This window comes from Bartonella sp. CM31XJBT, assembly GCF_028618555.1.
In the GTDB taxonomy this organism is placed as follows: Bacteria; Pseudomonadota; Alphaproteobacteria; order Rhizobiales; family Rhizobiaceae; genus Bartonella.
The window spans coordinates 45,077-71,618 of the sequence record NZ_JAQITD010000009.1 but is presented as its reverse complement, the minus strand read 5'-3'; the positions used below and the strand labels follow the sequence as shown (position 1 = coordinate 71,618).

Below are 26,542 nucleotides of genomic sequence, written 5' to 3'. Positions count from 1 at the left end.
TCTTTTGCCTTATTTCATTTTGCTAAATAAACGAAAAGCATTACGCGTTGTTATTTGAGCTGTTTCTTCAATGCTTAAGCCAATTGTTTCAGCCAAAACAGCTGCTGTATAACATACAAAAGATGGTTCATTTGTTTTGCCCCGATGGGGACTAGGTGCTAAAAATGGAGCATCTGTTTCCACTAACAAATGCTCATGGGGCACAATTTTTGCTATTTCACGGATTTCAAATGCGTTTTTAAAAGTAAGAATACCTGAAAAAGAAATATAACCACCAAGTTCAATTCCAGCACGAGCAAGTTGCATTCCAGACGAATAACAATGAAGGATAAAGGGAAAAGCTCCTTCTTTTGTCTGTTCACGTAATATTTTCTCCATATCGATATCGGCATTGCGTGAATGTATAACAAGAGGAATCTGTGTTTCTCGAGAAGCAATGATATGTTCATGAAAAACTTTCTTTTGCTCTTCTGGAGTAGAATAATCATAATGATAATCAAGTCCCCCTTCCCCAAACGCAACAATTTTAGGGTGATTCGAGAGCTGTATAAGCTCTTCCGCTGTAATATTTTGTTCTTCATGCGCATGATTGGGGTGTGTTCCAACGGAACAAAAGACTTGATCATAGCTTTGCGCAATGGCTAACAGCTTATCTAACTTATAAACATGGGTTGAAATTGTTATCATACGTTTAACGTCAGCATCTAAAGCCCGTTGGATAACATTATCCAAATCTTGTGAAAAATCTTCAAAATCAAGATGACAATGTGTATCAATCAACATGATGAGTATCTTCTTTCTTCAAGATATAACGAGGAAAAATTGGTTCTGGTGGTGGAAGATCAAGCCCTTCTTGAATTTTTGAATGACTTATATGATACAATAACCGATCATCTTCAGCAACCGCAAGGCTATCAAGAAGTTTCGCTGCTGATTGGGGTATGAAAGGCAAAAGCATAATTCCTATTCTCCGCAAGATTTCTACAGTTATATAAAGAACTGTAGAAAATCGCTCTCGATCATTTTTACGTAAACTCCAAGGTTGTTCGTTGGCAAAATAGCGATTGGCATCTGCTACAATTGAAAAAATAGCTGAAAGTGCTAAATGCATACTATAAGAAGACATAGCTTGGTGTACAGTTTCAAGTACTTGAAGAGATTGTTCTAAAAGCTGTTTATCTTGAGCTGAAAATGAAGCTGGTTTCGGGACTTGTGCATTACAATTTTTGGCAATCATAGACAAACAGCGCTGTGCTAAATTACCAAGATCATTAGCAAGATCAGCATTAATACGGTTCACAAGGCTTTCATGACTATAACTACCATCTTGTCCGAATGGCACTTCACGGAGAAGGAAATAACGGACCTGATCAAGACCATAGTGTTCAACCATTTCAAAAGGATCAACGACATTTCCAATAGATTTTGACATTTTTGCACCACGATTAAGTAAAAAACCATGTGCAAAAATATTTTTAGGCAATTCAATTCCAGCAGACATTAAAAATGCCGGCCAATAGACTGCATGAAAACGAATAATATCCTTACCAATAATATGCGTATTTGCAGGCCAAAAATCACGTTTTTTTGAATTTTCATTGAAAAAACCTATTGCTGATAGATAATTTGTAAGCGCATCAACCCAGACATACATCACGTGCTTTGGATTCTCAGGAACAGCAATTCCCCAGTTAAAATTTGCGCGTGAAATAGAGATATCTTTTAAACCTGATTTGATAAAACTTATAATTTCATTACGCCGCTCAAATGGAGCAATAAAATCAGGATGTTTTTCATAATATTCAAGAAGAGCCTTTTCATAATGAGAAAGTCTAAAAAAATAACTTTCTTCTTCATTCCATTCAACTGGAGAGCCTAATTCCTTCTCACGACGGATGTTGTCTGGTCCAACTTCCGTATCTTTTTCTTCATAATAGGCTTCTTGGCGAACCGAATACCACCCCGTATAACGACCGAGATAAATATCGCCATTTGCTTCCATCTTTTTCCAAATTTCTTGACAAGCTTGATAATGGCGTTCTTCTGTCGTACGGATAAAATCATCGTTAGAACAATTTAATACTGCAAGCATTTTTTGAAACACCGCACTATTATGATCTGCAAGCTGCTGAGGTGTCATGCCTAATGCAGCTGCGGTTTGTTGCATCTTGAGACCATGCTCATCTGTACCAGAAAGAAAAAATACATTTTTTCCGTTTAACCGTTGAAAGCGGGCTAAAACATCGCTTGCAATTGCACTATAAGCATGTCCAATATGTGGAGCACCATTAGGATAAAAAATGGGAGTTGTTATGTAATATGTGTCACGCATGTCATACTCGTTGTAAAACGCTATAAATAAAAGATATTATGACATAACGTTTGTTTATCGCATTGTCACGGAAAAACTAATCCTCATGAATGATCTTATGAACTTTAAAAAGCAAGTTAATAACAAACTGCTTTTTATCGAGATTAAACAGTTGTATTTCCTCTATTTCTTGATGAATCTCCCGCCATTTTTCCGCATATTTTTTTGAGAGAAATAAGTCTCCCTTTTCAACGAGCATGATAGCTTTTTTTTGAATTTTATTAAGAATTTCATCACAAAATTGTTGAAATTGGAATGTAGAAGAAACAGATGAAAATGTTTGTGCAAGAGTATGTACAATCATTGCGTTACAAACAGGTTTCTCTAGGAGAGCATCAATTGTTTTAATAATTTCAAAACCGCCATGGCAAACAAGTAAAGCAGCTTTTCGAGGACTTCCTTTAGATTTTTCAATAATCATTTCAATTGTTTTCTCATCAGGTAAATCCTGATTGGCGAAAATATGTGTAATAACTTTTTTCATTTCATCGTTATTCAAGGGACGAAAAGAGATTTTTTGACACCGTGAATGGATTGTTGGGAGCAATTTGCCAGAAGAATGCGCGATAATAACAAATAACGTTTTTGTAGGTGGTTCTTCAAGTATTTTAAGAATTGCATTTGCTGCATTTCTATTCATATCATCTGCAGAATCAACAATAACTATACGCCATCCATTTTCTTGTGATGTTCGGCTTAAAAAATGCATAATATCACGGATATCATCAACGAGTATTCCTGTTTTAAACTTTTGCGTTTTCACATCAAATCGACGTGAAATATACAAAAGACCAGGGTGACTTCCTTGTGTAATTTGGCGCCATGGGGTAGAATAAGGATCGGGTTTCAAGAAAGCACTCTGTTGAAAACTTAAAATGTTCCAAGTAAGATGAAAGGCTAATGTAGCCTTTCCAATCCCATATTCTCCTTCAAATAATAATGCATGATGTAAACGCTCTTCTTTAAGCATTTGTGTCAAAAAATGACGCACATCCTCATGACCAAAGATAACATTGTTCTGGGATGGTGATAAAATTGTATCAATATCATCATATTGGCGTAAGGTATTTACATTACTCATGAAAGCTGATCCAACAATACCTGATGACAAATATTTTTTATTTGATGAGCAATGGCTTCCACTGAGCCAGTGGCATCAATAACTCGAAATCTATGGGGTTCCTGTTTGGCCAATTGAAGAAAAGCCTGACGCCTTTGTTCTTGAATTTCCAACAGATCTTTTTCAAAATAATCAATTTCTTCTGTTTTTTTTCTTCGCAAATTTGCACGCTTCATACCACACATTGCAGGCATATCTAATAAAAATGTTAAATGAGGCAAAATACCATTGAGCGCAATACACTCTAAAACAGAAAGAAGAGAAGAACTGACGGTATCATTGAGTCCTTGATAAACGCGTGTAGAATCAATAAAGCGGTCACATAAAACGATTTTACCTTTTTGCAAAGAAGGTGCGATAACCTCAGTAACATGGTCGACACGTGCAGCTGTAAACAAAACAGCTTCAATCAACGGTCCATACTGTCGCGCCTGCCCCGACAACAAAATATGCCGGATTGCTTCTGCTCCTGGTGTTCCTCCTGGTTCTCGTGTTGTGACAACATCATAACCTTGGTGTGAGAGAGACTCAGCAAGTAAAGAAATCTGCACCGTTTTCCCTACCCCGTCCCCTCCTTCAAATGTAATAAAATAACCTGACACGTATGATCTTAACCTTATTAGCGCGTAACTACAAATATTTTCGTAACCATCCAATTGTTATTTCATAGAATGCATTTTTTACTTTTGCAAAGAAACTTCCTTCCTGAACATTCATTCCGGCAAAAACTGGTTTTTCCAGAAGAACCTTTTTATCTTCTAAAATTTGAATAACGCCAACTGATTGCCCAGAAACGATGGGAGCTTTCAATGGACCATGATATTTAATTTTTGCTTTAACATTTACTTTTTTTTCATTCGAAAGCATAAAACTTATTGGTGTTTTAACAATGAGTGGAACAAAATTTTGTTTACCACCATAAACAGAAGCACGACCAACCGTTTCTTCTTTTGTAAAAATCGTTTTGAGATCAAAAGCCGTCATTCCCCATTGAAGAATGCGTTCTATTTCTTTTGTATATTTTTTACCATCTTGCAAACCATTGATTGCTAAAAAAAGACGTCGATGATTTTTAGAAATGGTGGCAACCATTGAAAAACCTTCTTTTTCACTGTAGCCAAAACCAAATCCTTCTACACCAATTTCCTTAGAAATAAGAGGATTTTTATTACGTTGAAAAATATTATTCCATGTAAAATGAGGCTCACAATAAAGTGCATAATAGTCCGGATATTCCTGAACAATATGACGTGCTAATATAATCATATCACGCACAGTTACAAATTGTCCCTCTTCGGGTAACCCTGTTGCATTAACAAAATGACTCTGAGATAATCCGATTATTTTTGCGCGCTGATTCATCAACTTTGTGAAATGAGCTTCATCTCCCGATATTCCTTCAGCAAGAATAATAGCAGCATCATTTCCATTCACAATAATTAAACCACGCAACAGATCAGAAACACTGATTTCTGTTTTTATCTTTGCAAACATAGTGGTTGTACCGGAAGGTGCTCCACCCTTGCGCCAAGCATTTTCACTGACCTTAAATTTCTGCGTACTTTTTAATAATCCTTTTTTTAATTGATGAAATACAACTTCTGCTGTCATCAATTTTACTAATGAAGCAGGAAAAAAAGGAATAGCACTTTGTTTTTCATAAAGTATTGTCTCTGTATCATCATCGAGTAATAACAATTGTGAAGCAGAAATTTGAAAATCTTCTGCTTTCCCCCACATGACAAATACCAATATCCCCCATAAGGTCAATAAGATCCTTAATATTGTGTACATAGCTGCTCCTCCCATCCCAAAGATCAACATAAAAAATCTTATATAGGAAAAAACTTTTTTATTTCCGCAAATTGAGGAATTATTGATGACTCAAGAAAAGATTTTATTTTTATTCAGCGTTAGTAAAAGTAAAATGATGCACTTCTTATATTCCACCTAGATTCAATTTTATGTTTTAAAGCATGAGAGACAAAAAAATTTTTTTATTTGTTGTTTTATATTGATAGTAGATTGATTTATTATGATAAATTATAATCTTTTAACGTGTATCTGATTCAAAATACTGTAAGATTCTTTCGTTATATTTCCTCTCATATTGAATTCAATAAAATCGCTTGCTTACGCATCATAAGTAGGGTTCGTATATAGATAAAAATTATTAAAAAAGAGAGTAAAAATACTTCTTATCAACCTCTCAAGTGTTAAGAATTATCGCATAAAACATTGGGGCTTGCAAAGTGTATGACGGTGTCGGTTTATATCTTCATAAGTGTGAAGATGGTGATATCTAAAGGCGTTACAGTTATGCCATTCACAGGCGATGTCGTAAAATAGACCTGTAGCGTGTTGAAGTATGTCTCTTTTAAATAAGTTCGCGAATTGGCAATGTAAGCGTATTTTGTTTGAGACGCTCTGTTTTTCGTGAGGGAACTTACTCCATTAAAGAACATGATAAACAAAAGCATGAGGTAATATATAATCTCTTCATAAGATATTACCGTGGATACTTTGGAAAATTGCAAAGCCGAATCAAAAGAAAATATTTTTTTACTTGTTAAGCTTTTTATTCCTCTCAAATCGATTGTACAGTTGTTTTGGAGATTACACAAACAGACTGATACAATAATCTACCTTCGTCTAGCAAAAGCTATTACAGTAAGAAAAGTACGCGCTTTATTAAGCAAGCAATATCATAAAACGACGAATAGACCAGCAATGGAGTAGAAAGGCCGTACTGAATTTATAATAATAGCACCCCACCACGCTTTTTGAAAAGGACAAAGCGCTTTAAGATGAAAATCTTACACTAAATCCGTAAGTTCTTACCTTTTTTACTAGAAAATTATATAGATAAAAAATCAATGCATTTTTTCTTAAAACAGTTGTAGCCAATTGACCTTTGTTTTTTTGTTTAGCTTATTTATAGAAGCAACTTGATCGAATGGAATCGGCTTATCAACCATGATAGGACCAATTTCTGGCAATTTAACTGCAACAGTTTTATTACGTTGTTCCTGTTCAACAGCAGCTGCTTTAGCTAGTTCCTTTTTGTTTCCTGTATTGCGCTGCTCTTTTAACAAAACAGTTTCTCTTTTTTTCGAAACATTTTCCGACGCTAATGAATATGGGGCAGCATTTCCAGGAGTATAAGAGGACATTAAATATGCACCATCATAATAGCCAACAGGTGCTTCAGCAATATATTCTACTTTAACATCTGCAACCCCCCTATCTACATACCCCAGTATTGTCGCAGCTTGCCTTGATAAATCAATGATTCTGTCTTTCATAAAAGGTCCGCGATCATTCACTCTAACAACGATTGAAGATCCATTTTTCAAATTAGTGACACGAGCATAGCTAGGTAAAGGCATTGTAGGATGAGCAGCAGTCAAAAGATTCATGTCATAAATTTCACCGTTGGCAGTTAAACGTCCATGAAAATCTGAACCATACCATGATGCTTCGCCAACACGTTTATAAGTTGGATCACTTTGAGGATAATACCACTTTCCTTTTATTTGATAAGGTTTACCAACAATCGCTCGTCCACGCTTTTTTTCTTCCGATTGATTCTTCTTATTGGAGACTTGTTGAGGTAGTACAGAAGTGTTTACGTTAATTGGTTTATTATGATAGGAATCTTTTATTGAAAAATTCATAGTTTGGCTTGCGCAACAAGATACCAGTGACTGAGAAATGACGATCATAGAAAACAATTGAAGTGTTGGTTTAATCATAAAAGTAAATTTCTTTTTTCTATTTGAAGGCATCTATTCAGTCCACTTATTTCTGTTAAGTACTACTGTAAAAACCACGTCACGCTTTTTGTACGCAACGGAAGAATTTACGTTTTTAAATGATTCCCCTCGCGCATATACCACTCTTGAATTGGCCCCTTCTATCAAGAAATTAACGTATTGTTAACCTTTTTATGATCTTCATAAGAAATAAATGTACTATAGTAGATGTTAAAAAGAGTAAAAATTAAATAAATCAACATCTTATAGAAAAGTCATTTCATAATATAAAGTGTGAATAAGTGGTGATTTTAGCAACTTGTTTTGCGAATCATGTAATGCAGTGGGTATTAAAAAATCAACCTATAGATTGAGAAAATTAGAAACCACATGTGCTGCCAACGCAGGTACAATCCTATCGTAATCTTAAAGCTCTTTTTTGTTGGACAGGAGACAGCATAGCATCGCTCTATTTCAAAACTGCTGATAGAAAATGACAGGTTATAGAATCAACAAAAAACTTCAAAAAGAATAAAAACAAGAAAGATTCTTAAATTTTTTATAGCCTATTGATATTAATTTAAATTTGGTGAGCGCGCAGGGATTCGAACCCTGGACCTACTGATTAAAAGTCAGTTGCTCTACCAGCTGAGCTACGCGCTCTCATACAAGCTATCTAGTTTGCACACTATCTAATTTGTAGAAAGTGAAGGGAACATACGGTTGACTTTCCATTTGGTCAACACCTTTTGGAGAAAAATATTATTATTTTCTTCAATTATCAATAATTTTTCGTTTTCACCCCTTTACTTCATCATTGTATAAGTACTCTTTAATCTTATTTTTGAAGTTTCAATAAAGGAAAAATTTCACTGCAAAATATTGCATAGATTCGAAGCGTTAAAATTATGAGAAATTACCCCCTTCCCCTCACATGGGTTGTTGAGCATAATGGGTAGAGAAGAAAAAATACCTTTTATTATAATATTATTTTTTATATCTTTATATCTTAGTGTTCAATTTTCAAATATAAATACAGATTTATAAGATAATATATTGATTTATAATAATTTATCATTTTTATCACTTGAGTGATAAGTCTCAAATACTGTAAGCTTATCTCATTTCAAATCTTTTTTATATTGAAACAATAAAAAGCATTTTCTTGACCAATATAAGTGAGAGAATAAAACTATAAAAAAGAAATGAAAATACCTTTTATGCCTCCTTTCAATAATCAAAATTTATCGTAACATTAGGGTTCATGAAAATAGTATATAGCAGTTGACACGTTAGACCTGAAAATGGAACAATGAGCAACAATGGCATTTTGAGAGTATAATTTTATTTATGCATAATGAATATATAACGAAAGCCAGTTTATCCTATAGAATAAAGTAGATATGAAGCAAAAATTTAGTCTCATTGAAAATATCTCGAATGACTATAAATTGTGTTCACTATTAGAGCTGTAGATAATTTTACTAAGAATAAAAAAGCAGAAATAATATGCAGTATGTAAAATGATTTTAAATACCCATAGAGAGTTCTAAATATATAGAATACCTTCTATTTAACTTTTTTATATCAGAAATTACAAAACATGTAGATATATTTTTAGAAGAAAAGGATAATACTGGTCATAAAATTTGGTGTTAGATAATTCAGTCAGAACTATAAAGTATTTTATACATTATTTAATATTAATGTAGCTATATAGTATATAAATAATAATTTAAATATATCTATAAATAAACATATTTATTTATTAAACGATAAGATCAAAAATAAAGAAAATAATTTTGATTTGGCGATAAAAATTGTAAAAGTTTTATATATACATGTATTTTTACTTTAATAATTTTTATTATTTTGATTGGAATATTGAATGCTAACATGTAAACAGTATGAGCTACTCTTGTTTATTCATAACCATATAAAAGAAACTGGTGTTCCTCCTTCTTTTGAAGAAATGAAAAATGCATTAGAACTTTCTTCAAAGTCTGGTATTCATAAGCTCATTATAGCCTTAGAACAAAGAGGTTTTATACGTCGTTTGCCCAATCGTGCTCGTGCTGTGGAGGTAATTCGACTTCCTGAGAAAATAACATTTAACCTTTCTTTAGCACGTAAAATTTCTCCCAGTATAATAGAAAGAAATAAAAGGGAAATATCAAAAAGCTTGAGTCCCTTTGATGAAGAAGAAAAAAAAAATATCACCATTCCTATTATGGGACGTATTTCTGCAAGCGTACCCGCCTCTGCTATACTGCAGCAAATAAACAGCCTTTCTCTTCCACTCGATATGGTTAATACAGGTGAGCACTACGCATTAGAAGTTAAAGATGATTCTATGATGGAGGCTGGTATCTTTGATAAAGATACGATCATTGTGAAACGTCAAAATACAGCAATAACAGGTGAAATTATTGTTGCGTTTATTGATAAAAAAGAAGCAACATTAAAACGTTATCGACGCAAAGGAGCTTCTATTGCATTAGAAGCTGCAAATCCTCATTATGAAGTACGGACATACGAATCCGAGCGTGTAGAAATACAAGGCAAACTTACCGGACTTATTCGCAAATATTAAAAAATAAACCTTATAGTACGCGATATATATCGCAATAAGAAGCTGTTGAGTATTTTTTTATTGTGCCACACGCAATTGACTTCTTCTCCACAGCCAAAGGATGCCCCCAATTCGGTTTATAAACAATCCAGATCCTTATCGAGCGGATTTCACTTTCCCTTCCCTCCATGTTCTTCACTTATGCAAGGCTTGGCAAGTAAGCTTTAAAATATTCACCACGTACTTTGAAAAGAACTTGAATGCTTTTAAGAAAGCAGCCTTATATCCTCGTCCTCAATGATGGAATTTTACGATATAATAAGACAAAATTGTATGCATGCATAAAAACACATAAAATTTTGTAGAAAAAAATCAAATAACTTTGTAACAGACTGTATTGCATAGGTATAAAAATAAAGAACATTATTTTTAAGTTAATAAAAACGTAACTGAATCATTCATAGTAATTGTAGGATCATCATGGTAGCACCTCGTATTAGTTTTGTCTCCCTCGGATGCCCAAAAGCACTCGTAGATTCTGAGCGAATTATTACACGCCTTCGCTCCGAAGGGTATGAGATTTCACGTCAACATCAAGGAGCTGATGTCGTTATTGTGAATACCTGTGGTTTTCTTGACTCGGCAAGGAAAGAATCATTAGCCAATATTGATGAAGCTCTTAAAAAAAATGGAAAAGTTATTGTAACAGGGTGTCTTGGTGCTGATCCTGATGCTATTCGCCAAACATATCCTAATGTATTGGCTATTACAAAACCGCAAGCTTATGAAAGCGTTATAGAAGCTGTTCATACAGCAATTCCTCCAATTCATGATCCTTTTCTTGATTTAGTTCCTCCCCAAGGTATTCGTTTAACACCTCGCCATTACGCCTACTTAAAGATTTCTGAAGGATGCTCTAACCAGTGTAGTTTTTGTATCATCCCTACTCTGCGTGGTGATCTCACTTCACGTCCCATCAGCGATGTTCTTCGTGAAGCTGAAAAACTCGTGCAAGCGGGTGTAAAAGAACTTTTGGTTATTTCACAAGATACGAGTGCTTATGGTGTTGATCTTAAATATCTCGAAAATTCTTGGAAAGATCGTACAATCAAAACGAAATTCTTTGATCTTTGTCGCGAACTAGGCGATATGGGTATTTGGGTACGTATGCATTACGTTTATCCTTATCCCCATGTTGATGAAGTTATCGAACTTATGGCTGCAAAAAAAATTCTTCCTTATCTGGATATTCCTTTTCAGCATGCATCACCGGCTGTTTTGCGTCACATGAAGCGTCCCGCACTTATGGAAAAAACAAACCGTAGAATTGAAAAATGGCGGAAAATCTGTCCAGATCTTACTTTGCGATCAACATTTATTGTTGGTTTTCCTGGTGAAACGAATGAAGATTTTAATATACTTCTAGAATGGCTAGAAGAAGCAAAAATTGAACGCGCTGGGTGCTTTAAATATGAAGAAGTAAAAGGAGCTGCCGCAAATGATTTGGGATTAGAAAATATTCCTGAAGAGGTGAAAGAAAACCGCTGGCATCGTTTTATGGCAAAACAACAACAAATTTCTACATATCTTTTAAAGAAAAAAATTGGAAAAAGACTCCAAGTTCTTATTGATGAAAGTCAAGGAAAAGTTGCCAAAGGACGGAGTCAGTACGATGCTCCAGAAATAGATGGTGTTGTCCATATATCATCACGACGCCCACTGCGTGTTGGTGAATTTGTCACCGTTAAAATCGAACAATCGGATGCCTATGACCTTTATGGTATAGCCGTTTAAAAATTTAACTCCTTCTCTGTCCTCAATGATGAAGATTTCTATCAGCATTGGTTTATAAAAGGTCGGCTACTCACAATCGAACTTGATCACTTATGTAACTCACTTCATGAGAATTTACGAGCAATTCTTGCCCTGAGTGTTGCTATACACTCCCAAAATATCAAGCAGTTATATATTCTCTTAATTTAATACCTTAAATGACGGTGATGGCGGCGCAACAGAATAAAATAAAATCCACAAGGTTCACTATTTTTAATTAACAAAAGAGCAAATCAACAATCGTACTATTTTCCTATTTTTGATATTGCGACAGTCATTGGTTAGTGAAAGAAAAATTTTTTCAAGAGAGTTTGATGCACACGAGAATTTCCTTTGTGATATGCAGGCAGATGTTTTTTATAGATGCAATATAAGAGAATTTGAAACAAAACAATCTGACGTATCTAAATTAAAAAAACAATAAATTATCATTATAAATAAGTATCTTATCTTAAACTCTTTGAACGTATTTTTTTTAAATATCTAATTATTATTAACACGTTTTAAAATCAAAGAATTTCTTATCAAGCAAATGACTTGGGCGTACATTTGTTAAAGCGCGAATCATCGTATCTTTACGTCCTGGCATTTGTCTTTCTATATTTTTCAGCATTTCTTTCATGGCATTACGTTGCAAACCATCTTGACTACCGCAAAGATTACAAGGAATAATCGGAAATTGCATTGCTTGAGAAAATTTTTCCATATCTTCCTCAGCAGCATAAACAAGAGGACGTAACACAAAAAGATCTCCTTCATCATTTTTAAGTTTTCCAGGCATGGCAGCTAATCGGCCACCGTGAAACAAATTCATAAAAAATGTTTCTAAAACATCATCACGATGATGACCTAAAACTAATGCAGAACATCCCTCTTCACGTGCAATACGATAGAGATTACCACGTCGTAATCGAGAACAAAGTGAACAATATGTCTGCGACTCTGCCAATTTATCTGTAACAATGGAATAAGTATCCTGATATTCAATACGATATGGAATTTTATAAGAACTTAAAAAGTCTGGAAGAATATGCTTAGGGAATCCTGGTTGCCCTTGATCAAGATTACAGGCAAGAATTTCAACGGATAAAAGACCTCGCCACTTTAAGTCTAAAAGAAGCGCTAATAAACCATAAGAGTCTTTTCCACCCGATAAAGCAACAAGCCATTTTTCTCCTGTAGAGAGCATAGAAAAATCATCCAAAGCTTGTCGCATATGACGTAAAAGTCGTTTGCGTAATTTATTAAATTCTACGCTTGAAGGAGCAACACGAAACATTGGATGACAATTATCTGCTTCGCTTATTAAAGGATCATCTCTCCCTTCGTTTTCTTCTATTACTTGATATTCAACTGGAACATCATTCATAATACCATATCCTGCACAATAAACAGCTCGTTTTGCAAAGATAAAAAAATATTAAAGCAAGCTTACATTTATGTTTTTTGAATTTATAAATTAGATACACAAAAAAGAAATGGAACTATACAAATTTATGACTATAAAACATAGCAATAAACTTAATATAGAACCATTTACAAAAAGAACTTATTAACTTCAAATATTGTAAGAATAACACAATATTTTGAAGTTATCATACTAGAAGAGAGAAACAATTTCTCTTACAGAAAAATTATCGAGAATAAAATTCAACAACCAAATTAGGTTCCATTTGCACAGCATAAGGAACATCTGCAAAAGCAGGAATACGCGTAAAGGTTGCTTTCATCTGTTTATGATCTGCTTCAATATAATCAGGGACATCACGTTCTGCCAATTGCACTGATTCTAACACTAAAACAAGTTGTTTCGATTTTTCCCGAACCTCAATAACATCACCTGGTTTACAACGATAAGATTGAATATTTGTGCGCCGCCCATTGACATTAACATGACCGTGATTGATAAATTGGCGAGAAGCAAAAATCGTAGGTACGAATTTTGCACGATAAACAACAGCATCCAAACGTGATTCTAACAGACCGATAAGATTTTCGCCAGTATCGCCCCGTCGACGAGCTGCCTCTTCATAGGTTTTATGAAATTGTTTTTCTGAAATATCTCCATAAAACCCTTTCAATTTCTGTTTAGCGCGCAACTGCACCCCATAGTCAGAAAGTTTTCCTTTACGACGCTGTCCATGCTGACCTGGACCATAATCACGACGATTGACAGGAGATTTTGGACGCCCCCAAATATTTTCTCCCATACGACGGTCAATTTTATACTTTGTTGTTTCGCGTTTACTCATCGCATTTCCTTATAAAATAAAACACGAGATCTTAAGACCCCAAGGAAACGCGCCCTCCTCTGCCTTTAAATACTATAAAGACTGACAGAATACCTTAACATATCAATATGCAAAGTTATCCACGGGACACGTCAATTAATGCTATTTTCTTGAAAAAATAGCTAGATCATCATTATTGGTCTCGTAACCCAAAGTCAACTCCTTTCATGAGTTTTAAGCCAAATCCTTTAAACAAATTCTCCGTTAAAGAAGTGATATTTTTCGATGTCAACAACGCAAAATCTTGATATTTCTTTATATATTGATGGTGTATTTCTCCCGACAATGGTAATAAAGATCTGATATGTTTGGCGATCGCTTTCGCCGGATCAATCCACTCAACGGACCATAAAGCATGTTCACGAAAGAAATTAATCAAAAAAGGATAATGTGTGCAGGCTAAAACAATAACATCCGTATATTGTCCATTTTTTTCCACAAAACATGGCAGGATTTCTTTTCTTAACTCTTCTGAATCGATAGATTTTCCCCGTAAATAATCTTCAGCAAGTCCAGCCAGCTTTTTACTTCCCACAAGCTGAACATGACACTGTCCAGCAAAAGAGTTAATTAATTCATTTGTATAAGCACGTTTAACTGTTCCAGGAGTCGCTAATACGGAAATAAAACCAGATTTTGTTTGTTCTGCAGCTGATTTAATTGCAGGAACCGTTCCTACAAAAGGGACATGAGGAAAATTCTGTCGTAAATCTGCTATCATCAGTGTAGAAACAGTGTTGCAAGCAATCACACATAAAGCTGGATTGTAGCGTGTTAAAAGATTTGTAAAAATCTTCAAAATACGCTCTTTCAAAATATTTTCTTTCCAATTTCCATAAGGAAATCCTGCATCATCAGCAACATAGATAAATTGCATTTCAGGAATAAGAATACGCGCTTCCCTAAACACTGTTAAACCACCAATACCGCTATCAAAAAAAAGAACAGGTCGTTCATCCATTAGTTTTCACACTTATTTTTAATTTTTTTACGATCACGTTCTTCAGGTGCTCTACTCCCTCGTGGATATTGTGGCGAAAAATGATCCAAAGAAGATATAATGCCTCGCAATAAACGAACCTCAGGTTCACTAAAGTTAGCGCGCGTAAAAACAGAGCGCAAATTTGCAATCATTACTTCTTTGCGTTCTGGGGGTCTAAAATACCCACGGATATTCAAAGCCTCTTCTAACTGAGATAAAAAACCATGAAATATTGTTTTATTTGCAGGTTCCATCTCTGCGGCACGAAATGCCGTATCGCTGACATTCTCTAAACCAGTTTTCATCCATTCGTAAGACATTAAAAGAACCGCTTGCGCAATATTAAGTGACGCAAAAGCAGGATTAACTGGAAAAGTAATAATTTCATCAACAAGGCTGATTTCATCATTTTCTAGTCCCCATCTCTCTCTTCCAAAGACAATACCTGTCTTATGTCCGATACTTTCACGCTGACGTAATACGCTTGCTGCTTCGACAGCACTTTTTACAGTTTTAAATCCACATCTTTCACGTGCTGTTGTGGCAAAAACATAGTGTAAATCTGCAATTGAATCACGCAATGTGTTAAAAATCACAGCATTGTTAATGACATGATCAGCTTTACTTGCAGCAGCTCTAGCTTTTTCATTTGGAAACATTTCTCGAGGATTGACTAATCGAAGCTTAGAAAGCCCAAAATTTGCCATTGCCCTTGCGACCATACCAATGTTTTCAGGAAGCTGCGGTTCAACTAAAATAATAATGGGACCATTTGTTAAATTTTCACGATTCTTATTCGTTCCTGCCATCAATCTTACCTAGTTTCACTTAAACTATCTCCCTCTCCACTATTTTTTACGAAACCTTTTTCACAATACTCTAATGCTGTTTAATAATAAATTATAGACAATGTTATCTTTTCATTCAAAGATAATAGTTTCTAAACCTAATAATAAATTTTAAAAGCCATTAAAGTGAACGATATCGTAGCGTTTTTTACATCAATTTTATCTACTTTTAATAGGAAACAGCCCCTGCAAATCATAATCTCAGTTGAATTATGAAATCATAAATCCTAAAAAGGGATATGCACTTTATTCCCAAACTTTTTCCTGCAAAGCTTATCCGTCGTTATAAACGTTTCCTTGCAGATGTTCAACAAGATGATCAGCATGTCCTCACCGTGTCTGTACCTAATACAGGATCAATGCTTGGATTAACAGCTTTCAACTCCAATATTTGGCTTTCTTATCATAACGACATCAAACGAAAATATGCCTATCAATTAGAAATTATTGAAGCCGATAATACTTTGGTTGGCATTAATACTTCTTTACCCAATAAGCTTGCGTTAGAGGCAATTCAAAACGGATTACTACCAGAATTAAGTGGATATAAAACAATTTTAAAAGAACAACGCTATGGGACACAATCACGAATTGACTTTCTTTTACAAGATGACATTCTTCCTGATTGTTACCTAGAAGTCAAAAATGTTCATTTTATTCGTCAGAAAGGATTAGCAGAATTTCCTGATAGCGAAACAAAACGTGGTGCACGTCACCTTGATGAGCTCATAGGAGTTGTACAACAAGGAAAACGAGCTGCTATGCTTTATATTATTCAACGAGAAGATTGCACAGCTTTTACAATTTGTCATGATCTTGATCCACTCTATGGACGTAAGTTTGATTTAGCATTAAAATCAGGGGTAGAATGTTATGCTGTAAAGTGTCATGTAAGTGTAGAAGGCATTTTTCCGATTCAGAGAGTAAAAATAGAAAATAGAAGAAACAATGACTGAGTATATCGAATATAATAAAATCCCTTTAAAATTTAATGGAAAAATCCGCATTTTCGATGATTATGCTTTTGCTAAAATGCGTGAAGTTGGTCGTATTGCTGCAGAATGCCTTGATGCGCTTACGGATATTATTAAGCCGGGCGTTACTACGCAAGAAATTGATGATTTTGTATTCGTTTTTGGAGCTAAGCGAGGAGCACTTCCTGCTGATCTAAATTATCATGGATACAGCCATTCATGCTGTACATCTATCAATCACGTTGTCTGCCATGGCATTCCCAATAAAAGACCTTTGCAAGAAGGTGATATTGTAAATGTTGATGTAACCTTTATCCTTGATGGTTGGCATGGGGATTCAAGCCGAATGTATCCTGTTGGAAAAATTAGGCGTGCAGCAGAACGCTTGCTAAAAATAACCTATGAAAGTCTTATGAAAGGAATCGCTGTCGTTAAGCCTGGAGCAACGACAGGTGATATCGGGGCAGCCATTCAACAGTATGCAGAATCCGAACGCTGTTCAATTGTGAGAGACTTTTGCGGACATGGTATCGGCCAGCTTTTTCATGATGCTCCCAATATCCTCCATTATGGAAACCCTGGAGAAGGAGTCGAATTAAAACAAGGTATGATGTTTACAATTGAGCCTATGATTAATCTTGGTAAACCACAAGTTAAGATTTTATCTGACGGTTGGACTGCTGTTACCCGTGACCGTTCTCTGACAGCACAATATGAACATACAATTGGTGTGACAAATGAAGGATATGAAATATTTACGCAATCTCCTAAAAATATTTTTTATATTCCAAATTCGCATACCTAACGCAACGTAGAGATGTTATGGCTAAAAAATTAAATCAAAAGGAAGGTACTCAAAGTAATCACTTTGCATTAACATCGAGCTCTCCACTCACCCCAGTATCAGAAAGAAAAAGTGAAGAGCCTCAGAAAAACGCACAGCTTCATAAACATTATCAAGGACATCGTGAACGTCTTCGGAAGCGCTATTTAAAGTCAAAAGGAAATGCAATTGAAGATTATGAGTATCTTGAATTATTGCTTTTTCGCACAATACCCCGTGCAAACACAAAACCCATAGCTAAAAATTTGATAGCGCGTTTTGGTTCATTAGCTGATGTGTTGGGAGCGGATATTCACCGACTTCAAGAAATTCCAGGATGTGGTCCCGCCACTGCAATTGATTTAAAAATTATTTCAGATGTTGCTGGACGTCTTGCTCGTGCGCAATTGTTTAAACGCGATATTTTTTCATCATGGGATAAAGTTTTAGCTTATTGTAAAGCTGTTATGGCTCACGAAACACGTGAACAATTTCGTATTTTGTTTCTTGATAAGAAAAACGGCTTGCTTGCTGATGAGGTGCAACAAACTGGAACCATTGATCATACCCCTGTTTATCCTCGTGAAGTTATTTCTCGAGCTTTAGAGTTATCCGCCTCAGGACTTATCTTAGTCCACAATCACCCTTCTGGCGATTCCACCCCCTCTGATGCAGATATAACAATGACATATAGATTAAAAGATGCAGCAAATGCATTAGGCATTATTATCCATGACCATCTTATTATTGCACGAAATAACCATACGAGCTTTAAAGCGTTAAAACTTATATAAATCTTATGGGATAAAAAAGACTTCATTCAACTATGAATAACGAATCAATTTTCTAAATCAATATCTAATATAGCCATTGAGAAATTATAGGAGAGCTCTTCTTCATCTTCATCTCGATAGATAATGCCTAAAAACTCATCTCCCATATAAACCTCACAAGAATCACTCTTTTTAGGCCGTGCTCTGACTTGCAATGCTGAGTTTTGGAATATATTTTTAAAATAATTATTAAGTTTTTTTATTTCATCAGCATTCACTATGCTCTCCTGTTTTTTGAAACGATTAAAATAATTGCGTGTCGCGCAAATAAGACACTCTTATGATTCTGTAAAGTCAGTAAAAAAGCATAATCTGAATATTTACTTAATGTTACATATATTTACAACGTTCTTTATAAATTTATAAAGAACGTTTACAAAAAGAGTCTATCATTATTAAATATACCCGTATAGATTAAAAAATGGCAAAAAAAACTGTATATTTTTAATAATTTTACTTTATCTCCAATTTTAGCATCTGTATTTAGAATGCATATTCGTAAGAATAAATTGATCAATAATTTATAATTTTGTTCCTTTTATAAAAAATATAAATAACAATATTTTTTTATTTAAAACTACATTTTTTAGCAAAAAATATTTATTACATCATTCAAAAATAATTCTTTTTAATAACTTTTAAAGTATAATTATCTAATCTTAGAAGAGTTACATCTCTGAAAAATATACAAAATAAGCTAATAAGAGTTTATTTTTCTTTTCATTCTTTATAAAAACTTATGTCACAAAAGAAAGATTTTTAAATAAGCTTTTTTAATTTATACGAGATAAAAATATTGGGTATTTCTGTAAATTCTAAAAGCTATGAAGAATTCTTATTTTATAGGATAACGAGAAAGAAAATCGATAACACCTTTTTTATAAACTTTATCGCCTACAGCAAGCATATGATCTCGATCAGGAATTGATATAGCTTCACCACAAGGCAACAAGGCTGCCAATGGCTCTGCAGCACCGCCAATTTCATCTAATGAACCAACAGCAACAAGTGCTGGTTGTTTGATTTTGTAAACTTCAGACGCCGTTAACTCCTGTTTTGATGTAATGATACAAGCAGCAAGAGCACGTCTATCGCTTTTCGTTTGATCTGCAAATTTACGGAACATTAAACCGCGTGCATTGGTAATGGTGGAAATATCTTCTGCTAAAAGGGCCTCAGCAACGGGCTCCCAATTTCCTGCTCCCGTCACCATACCAATACCTAAACCACCAAAAATAACACTGTGTACATATGTTGGATGCAAAAGAGCCATAAAAGCACTAATACGAGCCCCCATAGAATATCCCATAACATGAGCTTTAGATAACTCTAAATGCTGTAGTAACTTTACAGCGTCGCCAGCCATAGCTTGAGGTGTATAAAAGACAGGATCATAACTTTTAACTGAATCTCCGTGACCGCGATTATCAAGAGCAATAACACGATATCCTGCTTCAGTGAGAATACGAAACCAACCCGTTGCATACCAATTCACCCGTGCAGAAGATCCAAAACCATGGATCAACAAAATAGGCGCGCCCTGCCCTTCTTCTCGATAAGCAAATCGCAAACCATTATATTCAAAAAAACGAATATCTTCAGCGGTCATTTTTTATTGCACTTTCCACAAAGTACAGGATGAATAACACGTTGCCCTTTTTGTATCTTTTTTTCAGAAATTTCACCAGCGTTAATCTCAAGTGCAAAAGCTGCAGGAACTTCTGATGAAATGGTCTTTGTTGAAAATGGAGAAGTATTTTCAACAATCGATACAATAATTCCCTCAGAGTTTAAAAAAATCATATCTAAAGGTAAAGGGGTATTTGCCATCCACATAAAAATTTTCTGCTCATCTCCCGATTGAGAACTTTTTAGCTGCTTAAAGAGCATTGCACGATCGCGTGGAAAATCAGTTCGATACATTAAACCAGCTGCTGCTTGAGATGGCGTAAAAGCAATCTCTACCTTATAAAAAACCGGACCTTGCTTTGTATGTATTTCTAAAGGAATCGGATGCACAGGAATCTCTATGGGCTCCTTTGCTACAACAACACGCATATCTAGCATAAAAAGCATCACCAATAAAACAATATGCCCCTTTTTAAAAGGCTTTAACATTCTTGTCTCCACCACAGAAAAATTTTAAATTTTGTTTATAAAATAAAAAGTACCAGAGTTTAAAAGTCAAAAAACAAGAGAATTGCTTCCTTGTTATTTTCTAGTTTCTTTCAACGTAATATGCACAATTTCCTTCATTTGGTTTATAGATTCACGAGAGCTATATTTTCTTTAAAAATCTACTTCTATAGCAATTTATGAAACAATCACCTTTAAAAACACAGGAAACATACTGATTTCACTCGTGAAATTTAATGCGTAGCTAAAGGAATGCCTATATCCGGATAAATCTCTGCTGTCATTAAACCTTTTTCTCCTTTACCAAACCGTACAAGAACAACTTGACCGGAACGAAGCTCTGCTAAACCAAAACGGCGCAATGTTTCCATATGAATAAAAATATCTTCCGTTCCTTGCCCACGGCTAAGAAAACCGTATCCTTTGTCACGATTAAACCATTTAACAATTGCTCGTTCTAGTCCACTTTCTGGAGTAACAACAACATGGGTACGGGCTGGAACTTCTGATGGATGAATCGCTGAAGAACAATCTATGGATTTCACCTGAACGCACTTTAATCCTCGTTCAGTTTTTTCCACAGCACAAATGACTTTAGCTCCCTCCAAAGCTGTTTGAAAACCATCCCTTCGCATTACTGTAACATGCAATAATATATCGGGGAAATGAGGTAAATCAGGTACAATAAATCCATACCCCTTACTACCATCAAACCACTTAATGACACCACTGATTTCGATAATCTCCCCACAAGCACCTATACTATCCTCAGATGGGGAACAATCCTTTAATGCATCCTTACTCGTCATAATAACGTGATCCTGTAGCTTATAAATTGTACGATATTGATTCTCTAGGTTTAAGTAAACATTGCTCTTGTATCAACACGCAAGCCCCAAGATAAGATTTCCCCACATTGTCGTATCTTCTATGTTCATGTCAGAGAATATCAACATGAATATTTATAAAACTATTTGATTGTACACTTTACATACCTTACAAGAAGTGCCCTACAAAAGAGGTCATATAAAAGTTTTTTTACATAATGATATTTTGATTAATGTGTAACTTGCATGATGAAGAAGTTCAATATAAGGTGAAAAAACGACAATTCAATTAAGGAAAATGCGCAATGCAATTGAAGAAAATCCTTACGATAATCGCAGCATTTATGGCATTTACAGCAAATGTTTATGCGAGTGAACCTATTAAGATTGGTGTTTATCTTCCATTAAGTGGTCAAAATGCATTTGGAGGTCAGCTTGAAATTAGAGGTATAGAATTAGCCCATAAAAAAGTTCCAGAAATTTTAGGACGTAAAGTAGAACTTGTTATTATTGATAATAAGTCTGATAAAGTAGAAGCGGCTAATGCTGTTATGCGTTTAACAGCAAGTGAAAAAGTGAGTGGAATCATTGGTAGCTATGGTTCTTCGCTCTCGTTAGCAGGTGGTGAAATATCTGAAAAGGCAAAGACTCCAACCATTGCAACGTCCTCAACAAGTCCCCTTGTTACACAGGGTAAAAAATATTACTTTCGTGCTTGCTTTATTGATTCCTATCAAGGAGTAGGAATCGCAACTTATGTAAGCCAAACTTTACACGCAAAAAAGGCTGCTATCCTTAAAGATATTTCAAGCGATTATGCTATTGGTCTTGCAAGTTATTTTACGCGTGCTTTCAAAAAATTAGGTGGTGAAGTTATCTCAAATTTAAATTATAATTCTGGAGATCAGGACTTTTCAGCTGTTCTCACGCAAATTATCGCCCAGAAACCTGATATCTTATTCATTCCATCTTACTTTTCTGAAGGTGCTATCATCATGAAACAAGCACGAGAATTAGGGGCTAAGTTTCAAATTATGGGTGGAGATGCTATGGATAATCCAGAAACCATTACGATTGCAGGAAAAGCTGCAGAAGGTTTCTTACATACGACACTTCCCTATAGTGAGGATATGCCAAATATGTCAGTAGCTGCGCAAGAATTCACAAAAGAATGGAAAAAAGCTTACCCTGACAAAGAACCAAATATCAATTCTGTTTTGGGATACACGAGTTATATGATGTTCATGAAGGCTATTGAAAATGCTGGTAGCACTGATCGTGAAAAAATTACTATCGCACTTAGCCAATTAAAAGATTTTCCTACCCCCTTTGGGGATATGTCAATGGATGAAAATCATAATCCTAAAATTCCTATTGGTATCATTAAAATACAGGATGGAAAACGTGTTTATTTAGAAGAAGTTAAACCTGCTTTTTAATTAAAAAGTTGTACTTATTAAAATGCAAGAATTGGTTGAGGATCTTTTTCTCAACCAAAAACTTAGAAATTTCTTATTGTCCTATGTAAATTAACAAATGTGGAAGGATGAGAGATGAGCACTGAAATGTTCATCCAGTACTTTTTTAATGCACTGGCATTGGGATCTCTTTATGGGCTTATTGCTATTGGCTACACCATGGTCTACGGTATACTGAGACTCATTAATTTTGCTCACGGTGATATCTTTATGCTGGGAGCATATTTTGTTTTCTTTTCCACAATTGGCTTTATGCCTGCTTGGGCAGCTTTTCTTCTTTTGTTCCTTGCTGCTCTTGTTTATTATTCGGTCTTTATAGGCTTTAAAAGGCGTCCTCCAATTTATTGGATTGCTACTTTTTTAATTCTTGCGCTAGGATTTGTTTATTATTTTAAAATTTCCCCACAAGATTTTACACCGATTTGGGTTTTAGCTCTTTGTTTTTCCATTTTTATTACAAGTGCTGTGGGTGTTGCTGTTGATCAATTTGCTTATAAACCTCTACGCCATGCTCCGCGCATTTCGGCACTTATCGGTGCAATCGGTGTTTCTTTTTTTATTGAAAATCTTGCTACTGTACTCTTTAGTGGTGTTCCGAAAGGTGTACAACAGCCAGATTTTCTTGTAACACCATTTTTATGGCATCTAGGATCAGGAGCAGATGGTATCATCAGAATTGCTCCCATGTCTTTGATCGTTCCCTTTGTGTCATTAATTCTTATTTTATTACTATTATGGATTATCCATAAAACAAAACCGGGTCTTGCTATGCGCGCAATCTCCCATGATATTGAAACAACACGTTTGATGGGTGTGTCTGTCAATAAAGTTATTGCGTTTACATTTGGAATAGGCTCAGCTCTTGCCGCCATAGCAGGCATTATGTGGTCTTTACGTTATCCTCAAATTCAGCCTTATATGGGTGTTCTTCCTGGTCTCAAAGCATTTATCGCTGCTGTTATCGGAGGTATTGGTTCGATACCAGGTGCAATGTTGGGAGGATTGTTATTAGGGTTTATTGAAATTATGATTATCGCATTTTTTCCCGCGCTATCTGGATATCGAGATGCCTTCGCTTTCATTTTATTGATTCTGATTTTATTGATATTGCCTACAGGATTAATGGGTAAAAGAAGTCAGGAGAAAATCTAATGGCGAAGTCAGCGACAACTGTTTTATCGTGTATAAGTATTTTCGTTTTTATAGGTTTTTTATTTTATGCTGATAGCCATTTTAATGACTATACGCTTCGTATCATAAATCTGATTGCTATTAATGCGATATTGGCAATTTCGCTTAATTTGATTTACGGTTTCACAGGTATGTTTTCTCTTGGACATGCTGGATTTATGGCTATTGGTGCTTATGTTTGCGCAATTTTACTTCTTTCCCCTGAACAAAAAGAAATGATGTGGATTCTTGATCCTATTGCTGAACCATTATACCATTTACAGTTACCTTTTTTTATCGCTGTTGTTGTAAGTGGTTTGTGTGCTGCAGTTGTAGGTTTATTGATTGCTTTACCAATATTGCGTCTTGGTGGTGATTATCTTGGAATTGCAACATTAGGTTTTGCAGAAATTATTCGCATTGTCATTACGAACGCAACATCGCTCACAAATGGCTCTTTGGGAATCAAAGGAATACCTCAAAATGCAACATTATGGTGGAACTACGGTTGGCTAGCATTTACTGTTCTCTTTATTGTCCTCTTACTGCAAAGCAATACTGGTAACGTATTACGTGCTATCCGTGATGATGAAATAGCTGCGAAAACTATGGGAATTAACGCTTTTTTCTACCGTAGTTTTTCTTTTACTGTTGGAGCGTTTTTTGCAGGTATAGGTGGCGCATTAATGGCGGCTCTTATTTCAACCATTGATCCAAAAATGTTTAATTTTCTTTTGACTTTTAATATTTTGATGATTGTTGTTGCTGGTGGTCTCGGTTCAATTACAGGGAGCATTATTGGCAGCATTATTATTACAGTAATGCTTGAATGGCTTCGTATTATTGAAAGTCCATTTGACTTAGGTTTTATACATATTCCAGAAACCCCAGGACTTCGTATGGTTGTTTTTTCTCTTTTATTGCTGGTAATTATTTTGTTTTGGAGAAAAGGGTTAATGGGACAACGAGAATTCTCATGGAATGGAATTTATAGCTTTTTGACACGCAAAAAGCTTTCTAATACTGAGGGAAAGCTATGAACGACAACATCCTTTCACTCAATAATATTGTAATGCGTTTTGGCGGATTAGTTGCTGTAAATAATGTTAATATGGCAATTAAACGAGGAAGTATTACTGGGTTAATTGGTCCCAATGGTGCTGGAAAAACAACAGTTTTCAATATGATTTCTGGATTTTATGCTCCTACAAGCGGCATCATTCTTTTTGATGAGAAAAAAATTTCTGGAGCGTCTCCTTATATTATCTGTAGAAGCCATATTGCCAGAACATTTCAAAATATTCGTCTTTTTTCAGGGTTAACGGTTTTGCAGAATGTTATGGTAGGAGCGCATGTTCGACAAAAATATCCTTGGTTTTCTTCAGCTCTATTTTTTTCAAAAGCAATGAAAGAAAAGAAGGAAGTTTATAAAAATTCCTTGGAGCTCCTTGAACAGCTACAACTTGATCACCTTGCCAATCAATCGGCAACAGCTTTACCTTATGGTGTGCAACGACGTCTAGAAATTGCACGCGCGTTAGCCACAAAGCCCAAATTGCTTCTTCTTGATGAACCTGTTGCTGGCATGAACCCACAAGAAAGTGAAGATCTTAGAAAATTCATCGCAAAAGTGCAAAAAGACTTTGATCTTACAATTCTTCTTATTGAGCACGATATGAAAGTGGTTATGGGGCTTTGCCAACATATTTTGGTTATGGAATATGGCTGTTGCATTGCCAATGGTACACCAGATGAAATTCGTAATAACCCTAAAGTTATTGAAGCTTATCTTGGCGGAGATGTTTATGGATATTCTTAAAATAAAAAATCTTTACGTTCATTATGGCGCCATTAAAGCTGTCCAAAATCTTTCTATGTCCATAAAGCGGGGCAGTATTGTCACTTTAATTGGAGCCAATGGTGCAGGAAAAAGCAGTATTGTACGTTCTATTACAGGACTTAATCGCTCTGTTTATGGAGAAATTACCTATAATGGCAAATCTATTATTAAAAAATCACCAGAAGAGATTTTGCGATTAGGGATTGCTCTAAGTCCTGAAGGACGACGTATCATGCCCCATCTCACTGTTTTAGAGAATCTTCATCTAGGTGCTTATATTCGTCACGATAAGCAGGGAATTTCCCGTGATATTGAATGGATATTTGACCTTTTTCCGCGCCTACGTGAAAGAGCAAAACAGTTGGGAGGAACAATGTCAGGTGGTGAACAACAGATGGTTGCTGTGGGCCGTGCACTCATGAGCAATCCTGATATGGTCATATTAGATGAACCCTCGTTGGGGTTAGCGCCACTTCTCGTTCGAGAAATTTTTTCTATTATTCGAAAAATTAATGATATGGGAAAAACTGTTCTTCTTATTGAACAAAATGCATTTGCTGCACTTTCCATAGCTGACTATGCTTATATTTTAGAGGTAGGACATATTTTATTTCACGGTGAAGGAAAAACTATGCTCTCTGATTCGCGTGTTAAAGAAGCCTATCTTGGTGGATAAAAACTACGAATTA

24 protein-coding genes, 1 tRNA gene and 2 pseudogenes are annotated in these 26,542 nt (G+C 35.1%); 12 read left to right on the top strand and 15 right to left on the bottom strand.

From position 1 onward, the window contains the following. Positions 1-9 precede the first annotated feature (9 nt). The 5 genes from PVV63_RS05665 to PVV63_RS05645 form a co-directional block, all read right to left on the bottom strand. Positions 10-783 (bottom strand): TatD family hydrolase, encoded by a 774-nt coding sequence (locus tag PVV63_RS05665; protein ID WP_273791049.1) that lies wholly within the window; start codon positions 781-783, stop codon positions 10-12. Next, on the bottom strand, positions 773-2,332 hold the full coding sequence (gene metG, locus PVV63_RS05660) for a methionine--tRNA ligase (protein WP_273791048.1): 1,560 nt from the start codon (positions 2,330-2,332) through the stop codon (positions 773-775). The genes PVV63_RS05665 and metG overlap by 11 nt, the downstream gene beginning before the upstream one ends. Positions 2,333-2,408: 76 nt before the next feature. Continuing rightward, entirely contained in the window at positions 2,409-3,452 is a 1,044-nt protein-coding gene (locus tag PVV63_RS05655) for a DNA polymerase III subunit delta' (protein WP_273791047.1), read from the bottom strand. Then, positions 3,449-4,093, bottom strand: coding sequence for a dTMP kinase (gene tmk, locus PVV63_RS05650; RefSeq protein WP_273791046.1), 645 nt, complete (start codon positions 4,091-4,093; stop codon positions 3,449-3,451). Before tmk ends, PVV63_RS05655 begins: the two co-directional genes overlap by 4 nt. A 28-nt stretch (positions 4,094-4,121) precedes the next feature. Then, a complete protein-coding gene (locus tag PVV63_RS05645) occupies positions 4,122-5,285 on the bottom strand; it encodes a D-alanyl-D-alanine carboxypeptidase family protein (protein ID WP_273791045.1) in 1,164 nt (387 codons plus the stop codon). A 720-nt stretch (positions 5,286-6,005) separates the two neighbouring features. On the opposite strand from PVV63_RS05645, the gene PVV63_RS05640 reads away from it, so the two are divergent. Continuing rightward, the gene (locus PVV63_RS05640) at positions 6,006-6,230 is read left to right on the top strand and encodes a hypothetical protein (RefSeq protein ID WP_273791044.1); all 225 of its coding nucleotides are present in this window, start codon (positions 6,006-6,008) and stop codon (positions 6,228-6,230) included. Positions 6,231-6,379: 149 nt separating this feature from the next. Here the strand turns inward: PVV63_RS05640 and PVV63_RS05635 are convergent, their stop codons facing one another. After that, on the bottom strand, positions 6,380-7,279 hold the full coding sequence (locus tag PVV63_RS05635; protein ID WP_273791043.1) for a septal ring lytic transglycosylase RlpA family protein: 900 nt from the start codon (positions 7,277-7,279) through the stop codon (positions 6,380-6,382). A 277-nt stretch (positions 7,280-7,556) separates the two neighbouring features. Here PVV63_RS05635 and PVV63_RS10490 point away from each other — a divergent pair. Continuing rightward, positions 7,557-7,743, top strand: a pseudogene (locus PVV63_RS10490) (hypothetical protein); the annotation flags it as partial. A 90-nt stretch (positions 7,744-7,833) separates the two neighbouring features. Here PVV63_RS10490 and PVV63_RS05630 read toward each other — a convergent pair. Continuing rightward, a tRNA-Lys gene (locus tag PVV63_RS05630) sits at positions 7,834-7,909 on the bottom strand. Between the two features lie 1,225 nt (positions 7,910-9,134). On the opposite strand from PVV63_RS05630, the gene lexA reads away from it, so the two are divergent. Together lexA and rimO are read left to right on the top strand one after the other, a co-directional pair. Then, on the top strand, positions 9,135-9,839 hold the full coding sequence (gene lexA / locus PVV63_RS05625; RefSeq protein ID WP_273791042.1) for a transcriptional repressor LexA: 705 nt from the start codon (positions 9,135-9,137) through the stop codon (positions 9,837-9,839). A gap of 459 nt (positions 9,840-10,298) precedes the next feature. Continuing rightward, complete coding sequence (gene rimO / locus PVV63_RS05620) at positions 10,299-11,612, top strand: 30S ribosomal protein S12 methylthiotransferase RimO (RefSeq protein WP_273791041.1); 1,314 nt, start codon at positions 10,299-10,301, stop codon at positions 11,610-11,612. 532 nt (positions 11,613-12,144) lie between these two features. On the opposite strand, the gene ttcA is transcribed toward rimO, so the two are convergent. The 4 genes and pseudogenes from ttcA to PVV63_RS05600 all read right to left on the bottom strand — a co-directional run bounded on the left by ttcA (position 12,145) and on the right by PVV63_RS05600 (position 15,733). Beyond that, entirely contained in the window at positions 12,145-13,020 is an 876-nt protein-coding gene (gene ttcA / locus PVV63_RS05615; protein ID WP_273791040.1) for a tRNA 2-thiocytidine(32) synthetase TtcA, read from the bottom strand. Between the two features lie 265 nt (positions 13,021-13,285). Next, entirely contained in the window at positions 13,286-13,903 is a 618-nt protein-coding gene (gene rpsD, locus PVV63_RS05610; RefSeq protein WP_273722651.1) for a 30S ribosomal protein S4, read from the bottom strand. A gap of 172 nt (positions 13,904-14,075) precedes the next feature. Beyond that, on the bottom strand, positions 14,076-14,903 hold the full coding sequence (murI, locus tag PVV63_RS05605; RefSeq protein ID WP_273791039.1) for a glutamate racemase: 828 nt from the start codon (positions 14,901-14,903) through the stop codon (positions 14,076-14,078). Beyond that, a pseudogene (locus PVV63_RS05600) lies at positions 14,896-15,733 on the bottom strand (RNA methyltransferase). Before PVV63_RS05600 ends, murI begins: the two are co-directional and overlap by 8 nt. Before the next feature lie 278 nt (positions 15,734-16,011). Between PVV63_RS05600 and sfsA the strand changes: the two are divergent. From sfsA to radC, 3 genes are read left to right on the top strand one after another with little or no spacing between them, the layout of a single operon-like run. Then, a complete protein-coding gene (sfsA, locus tag PVV63_RS05595) occupies positions 16,012-16,728 on the top strand; it encodes a DNA/RNA nuclease SfsA (RefSeq protein WP_273791037.1) in 717 nt (238 codons plus the stop codon). Then, positions 16,721-17,551, top strand: a complete 831-nt coding sequence (map, locus tag PVV63_RS05590) for a type I methionyl aminopeptidase (RefSeq protein WP_273791036.1) — start codon at positions 16,721-16,723, stop codon at positions 17,549-17,551. The genes sfsA and map overlap by 8 nt, the downstream gene beginning before the upstream one ends. A gap of 17 nt (positions 17,552-17,568) precedes the next feature. Then, complete coding sequence (gene radC / locus PVV63_RS05585; protein WP_273791035.1) at positions 17,569-18,363, top strand: DNA repair protein RadC; 795 nt, start codon at positions 17,569-17,571, stop codon at positions 18,361-18,363. A gap of 44 nt (positions 18,364-18,407) precedes the next feature. Here radC and PVV63_RS05580 read toward each other — a convergent pair whose 3' ends face one another. From PVV63_RS05580 to PVV63_RS05565, 4 genes are all read right to left on the bottom strand, one after another. Continuing rightward, on the bottom strand, positions 18,408-18,620 hold the full coding sequence (locus tag PVV63_RS05580; RefSeq protein ID WP_273791034.1) for a DUF3126 family protein: 213 nt from the start codon (positions 18,618-18,620) through the stop codon (positions 18,408-18,410). A 617-nt stretch (positions 18,621-19,237) separates the two neighbouring features. Then, on the bottom strand, positions 19,238-20,011 hold the full coding sequence (locus PVV63_RS05575; RefSeq protein ID WP_273791033.1) for an alpha/beta fold hydrolase: 774 nt from the start codon (positions 20,009-20,011) through the stop codon (positions 19,238-19,240). Next, positions 20,008-20,520 carry a DUF192 domain-containing protein gene (locus tag PVV63_RS05570; protein ID WP_273791032.1) on the bottom strand — a complete coding sequence of 171 codons (513 nt, stop codon included), beginning with the start codon at positions 20,518-20,520 and terminating at the stop codon, positions 20,008-20,010. The genes PVV63_RS05575 and PVV63_RS05570 overlap by 4 nt, the downstream gene beginning before the upstream one ends. Before the next feature lie 251 nt (positions 20,521-20,771). Further along, positions 20,772-21,347 carry a cold-shock protein gene (locus tag PVV63_RS05565; RefSeq protein ID WP_273791031.1) on the bottom strand — a complete coding sequence of 192 codons (576 nt, stop codon included), beginning with the start codon at positions 21,345-21,347 and terminating at the stop codon, positions 20,772-20,774. Positions 21,348-21,670: 323 nt separating this feature from the next. Between PVV63_RS05565 and PVV63_RS05560 the strand changes: the two genes are divergently transcribed. The 5 genes from PVV63_RS05560 to PVV63_RS05540 all read left to right on the top strand — a co-directional run bounded on the left by PVV63_RS05560 (position 21,671) and on the right by PVV63_RS05540 (position 26,529). After that, the gene (locus PVV63_RS05560) at positions 21,671-22,804 is read left to right on the top strand and encodes an ABC transporter substrate-binding protein (protein ID WP_273791030.1); all 1,134 of its coding nucleotides are present in this window, start codon (positions 21,671-21,673) and stop codon (positions 22,802-22,804) included. 114 nt (positions 22,805-22,918) lie between these two features. Beyond that, positions 22,919-23,995 (top strand): branched-chain amino acid ABC transporter permease, encoded by a 1,077-nt coding sequence (locus PVV63_RS05555; protein ID WP_273791029.1) that lies wholly within the window; start codon positions 22,919-22,921, stop codon positions 23,993-23,995. Continuing rightward, a complete protein-coding gene (locus PVV63_RS05550) occupies positions 23,995-25,053 on the top strand; it encodes a branched-chain amino acid ABC transporter permease (protein ID WP_273791028.1) in 1,059 nt (352 codons plus the stop codon). The genes PVV63_RS05555 and PVV63_RS05550 overlap by 1 nt, the downstream gene beginning before the upstream one ends. After that, positions 25,050-25,832, top strand: coding sequence for an ABC transporter ATP-binding protein (locus PVV63_RS05545; RefSeq protein WP_273791027.1), 783 nt, complete (start codon positions 25,050-25,052; stop codon positions 25,830-25,832). Before PVV63_RS05550 ends, PVV63_RS05545 begins: the two co-directional genes overlap by 4 nt. Continuing rightward, positions 25,819-26,529, top strand: a complete 711-nt coding sequence (locus PVV63_RS05540) for an ABC transporter ATP-binding protein (RefSeq protein ID WP_273791026.1) — start codon at positions 25,819-25,821, stop codon at positions 26,527-26,529. The genes PVV63_RS05545 and PVV63_RS05540 overlap by 14 nt, the downstream gene beginning before the upstream one ends. Positions 26,530-26,542: the final 13 nt, after the last annotated feature.

What these genes read in the sequence shown, in the direction of transcription:
- PVV63_RS05665 (WP_273791049.1), bottom strand. Translation starts at nt 783, where the DNA reads ATGTTGATTGATACACATTGTCATCTTGATTTTGAAGATTTTTCACAA.
- metG (WP_273791048.1), bottom strand. Translation starts at nt 2,332, where the DNA reads ATGCGTGACACATATTACATAACAACTCCCATTTTTTATCCTAATGGT.
- PVV63_RS05655 (WP_273791047.1), bottom strand. Translation starts at nt 3,452, where the DNA reads ATGAGTAATGTAAATACCTTACGCCAATATGATGATATTGATACAATT.
- PVV63_RS05645 (WP_273791045.1), bottom strand. Translation starts at nt 5,285, where the DNA reads ATGTACACAATATTAAGGATCTTATTGACCTTATGGGGGATATTGGTA.
- PVV63_RS05635 (WP_273791043.1), bottom strand. Translation starts at nt 7,279, where the DNA reads ATGCCTTCAAATAGAAAAAAGAAATTTACTTTTATGATTAAACCAACA.
- lexA (WP_273791042.1), top strand. Translation starts at nt 9,135, where the DNA reads ATGCTAACATGTAAACAGTATGAGCTACTCTTGTTTATTCATAACCAT.
- rimO (WP_273791041.1), top strand. Translation starts at nt 10,299, where the DNA reads ATGGTAGCACCTCGTATTAGTTTTGTCTCCCTCGGATGCCCAAAAGCA.
- ttcA (WP_273791040.1), bottom strand. Translation starts at nt 13,020, where the DNA reads ATGAATGATGTTCCAGTTGAATATCAAGTAATAGAAGAAAACGAAGGG.
- rpsD (WP_273722651.1), bottom strand. Translation starts at nt 13,903, where the DNA reads ATGAGTAAACGCGAAACAACAAAGTATAAAATTGACCGTCGTATGGGA.
- murI (WP_273791039.1), bottom strand. Translation starts at nt 14,903, where the DNA reads ATGGATGAACGACCTGTTCTTTTTTTTGATAGCGGTATTGGTGGTTTA.
- sfsA (WP_273791037.1), top strand. Translation starts at nt 16,012, where the DNA reads ATGCACTTTATTCCCAAACTTTTTCCTGCAAAGCTTATCCGTCGTTAT.
- map (WP_273791036.1), top strand. Translation starts at nt 16,721, where the DNA reads ATGACTGAGTATATCGAATATAATAAAATCCCTTTAAAATTTAATGGA.
- radC (WP_273791035.1), top strand. Translation starts at nt 17,569, where the DNA reads ATGGCTAAAAAATTAAATCAAAAGGAAGGTACTCAAAGTAATCACTTT.
- PVV63_RS05575 (WP_273791033.1), bottom strand. Translation starts at nt 20,011, where the DNA reads ATGACCGCTGAAGATATTCGTTTTTTTGAATATAATGGTTTGCGATTT.
- PVV63_RS05570 (WP_273791032.1), bottom strand. Translation starts at nt 20,520, where the DNA reads ATGTTAAAGCCTTTTAAAAAGGGGCATATTGTTTTATTGGTGATGCTT.
- PVV63_RS05565 (WP_273791031.1), bottom strand. Translation starts at nt 21,347, where the DNA reads ATGACGAGTAAGGATGCATTAAAGGATTGTTCCCCATCTGAGGATAGT.
- PVV63_RS05560 (WP_273791030.1), top strand. Translation starts at nt 21,671, where the DNA reads ATGCAATTGAAGAAAATCCTTACGATAATCGCAGCATTTATGGCATTT.
- PVV63_RS05555 (WP_273791029.1), top strand. Translation starts at nt 22,919, where the DNA reads ATGAGCACTGAAATGTTCATCCAGTACTTTTTTAATGCACTGGCATTG.
- PVV63_RS05550 (WP_273791028.1), top strand. Translation starts at nt 23,995, where the DNA reads ATGGCGAAGTCAGCGACAACTGTTTTATCGTGTATAAGTATTTTCGTT.
- PVV63_RS05545 (WP_273791027.1), top strand. Translation starts at nt 25,050, where the DNA reads ATGAACGACAACATCCTTTCACTCAATAATATTGTAATGCGTTTTGGC.
- PVV63_RS05540 (WP_273791026.1), top strand. Translation starts at nt 25,819, where the DNA reads ATGGATATTCTTAAAATAAAAAATCTTTACGTTCATTATGGCGCCATT.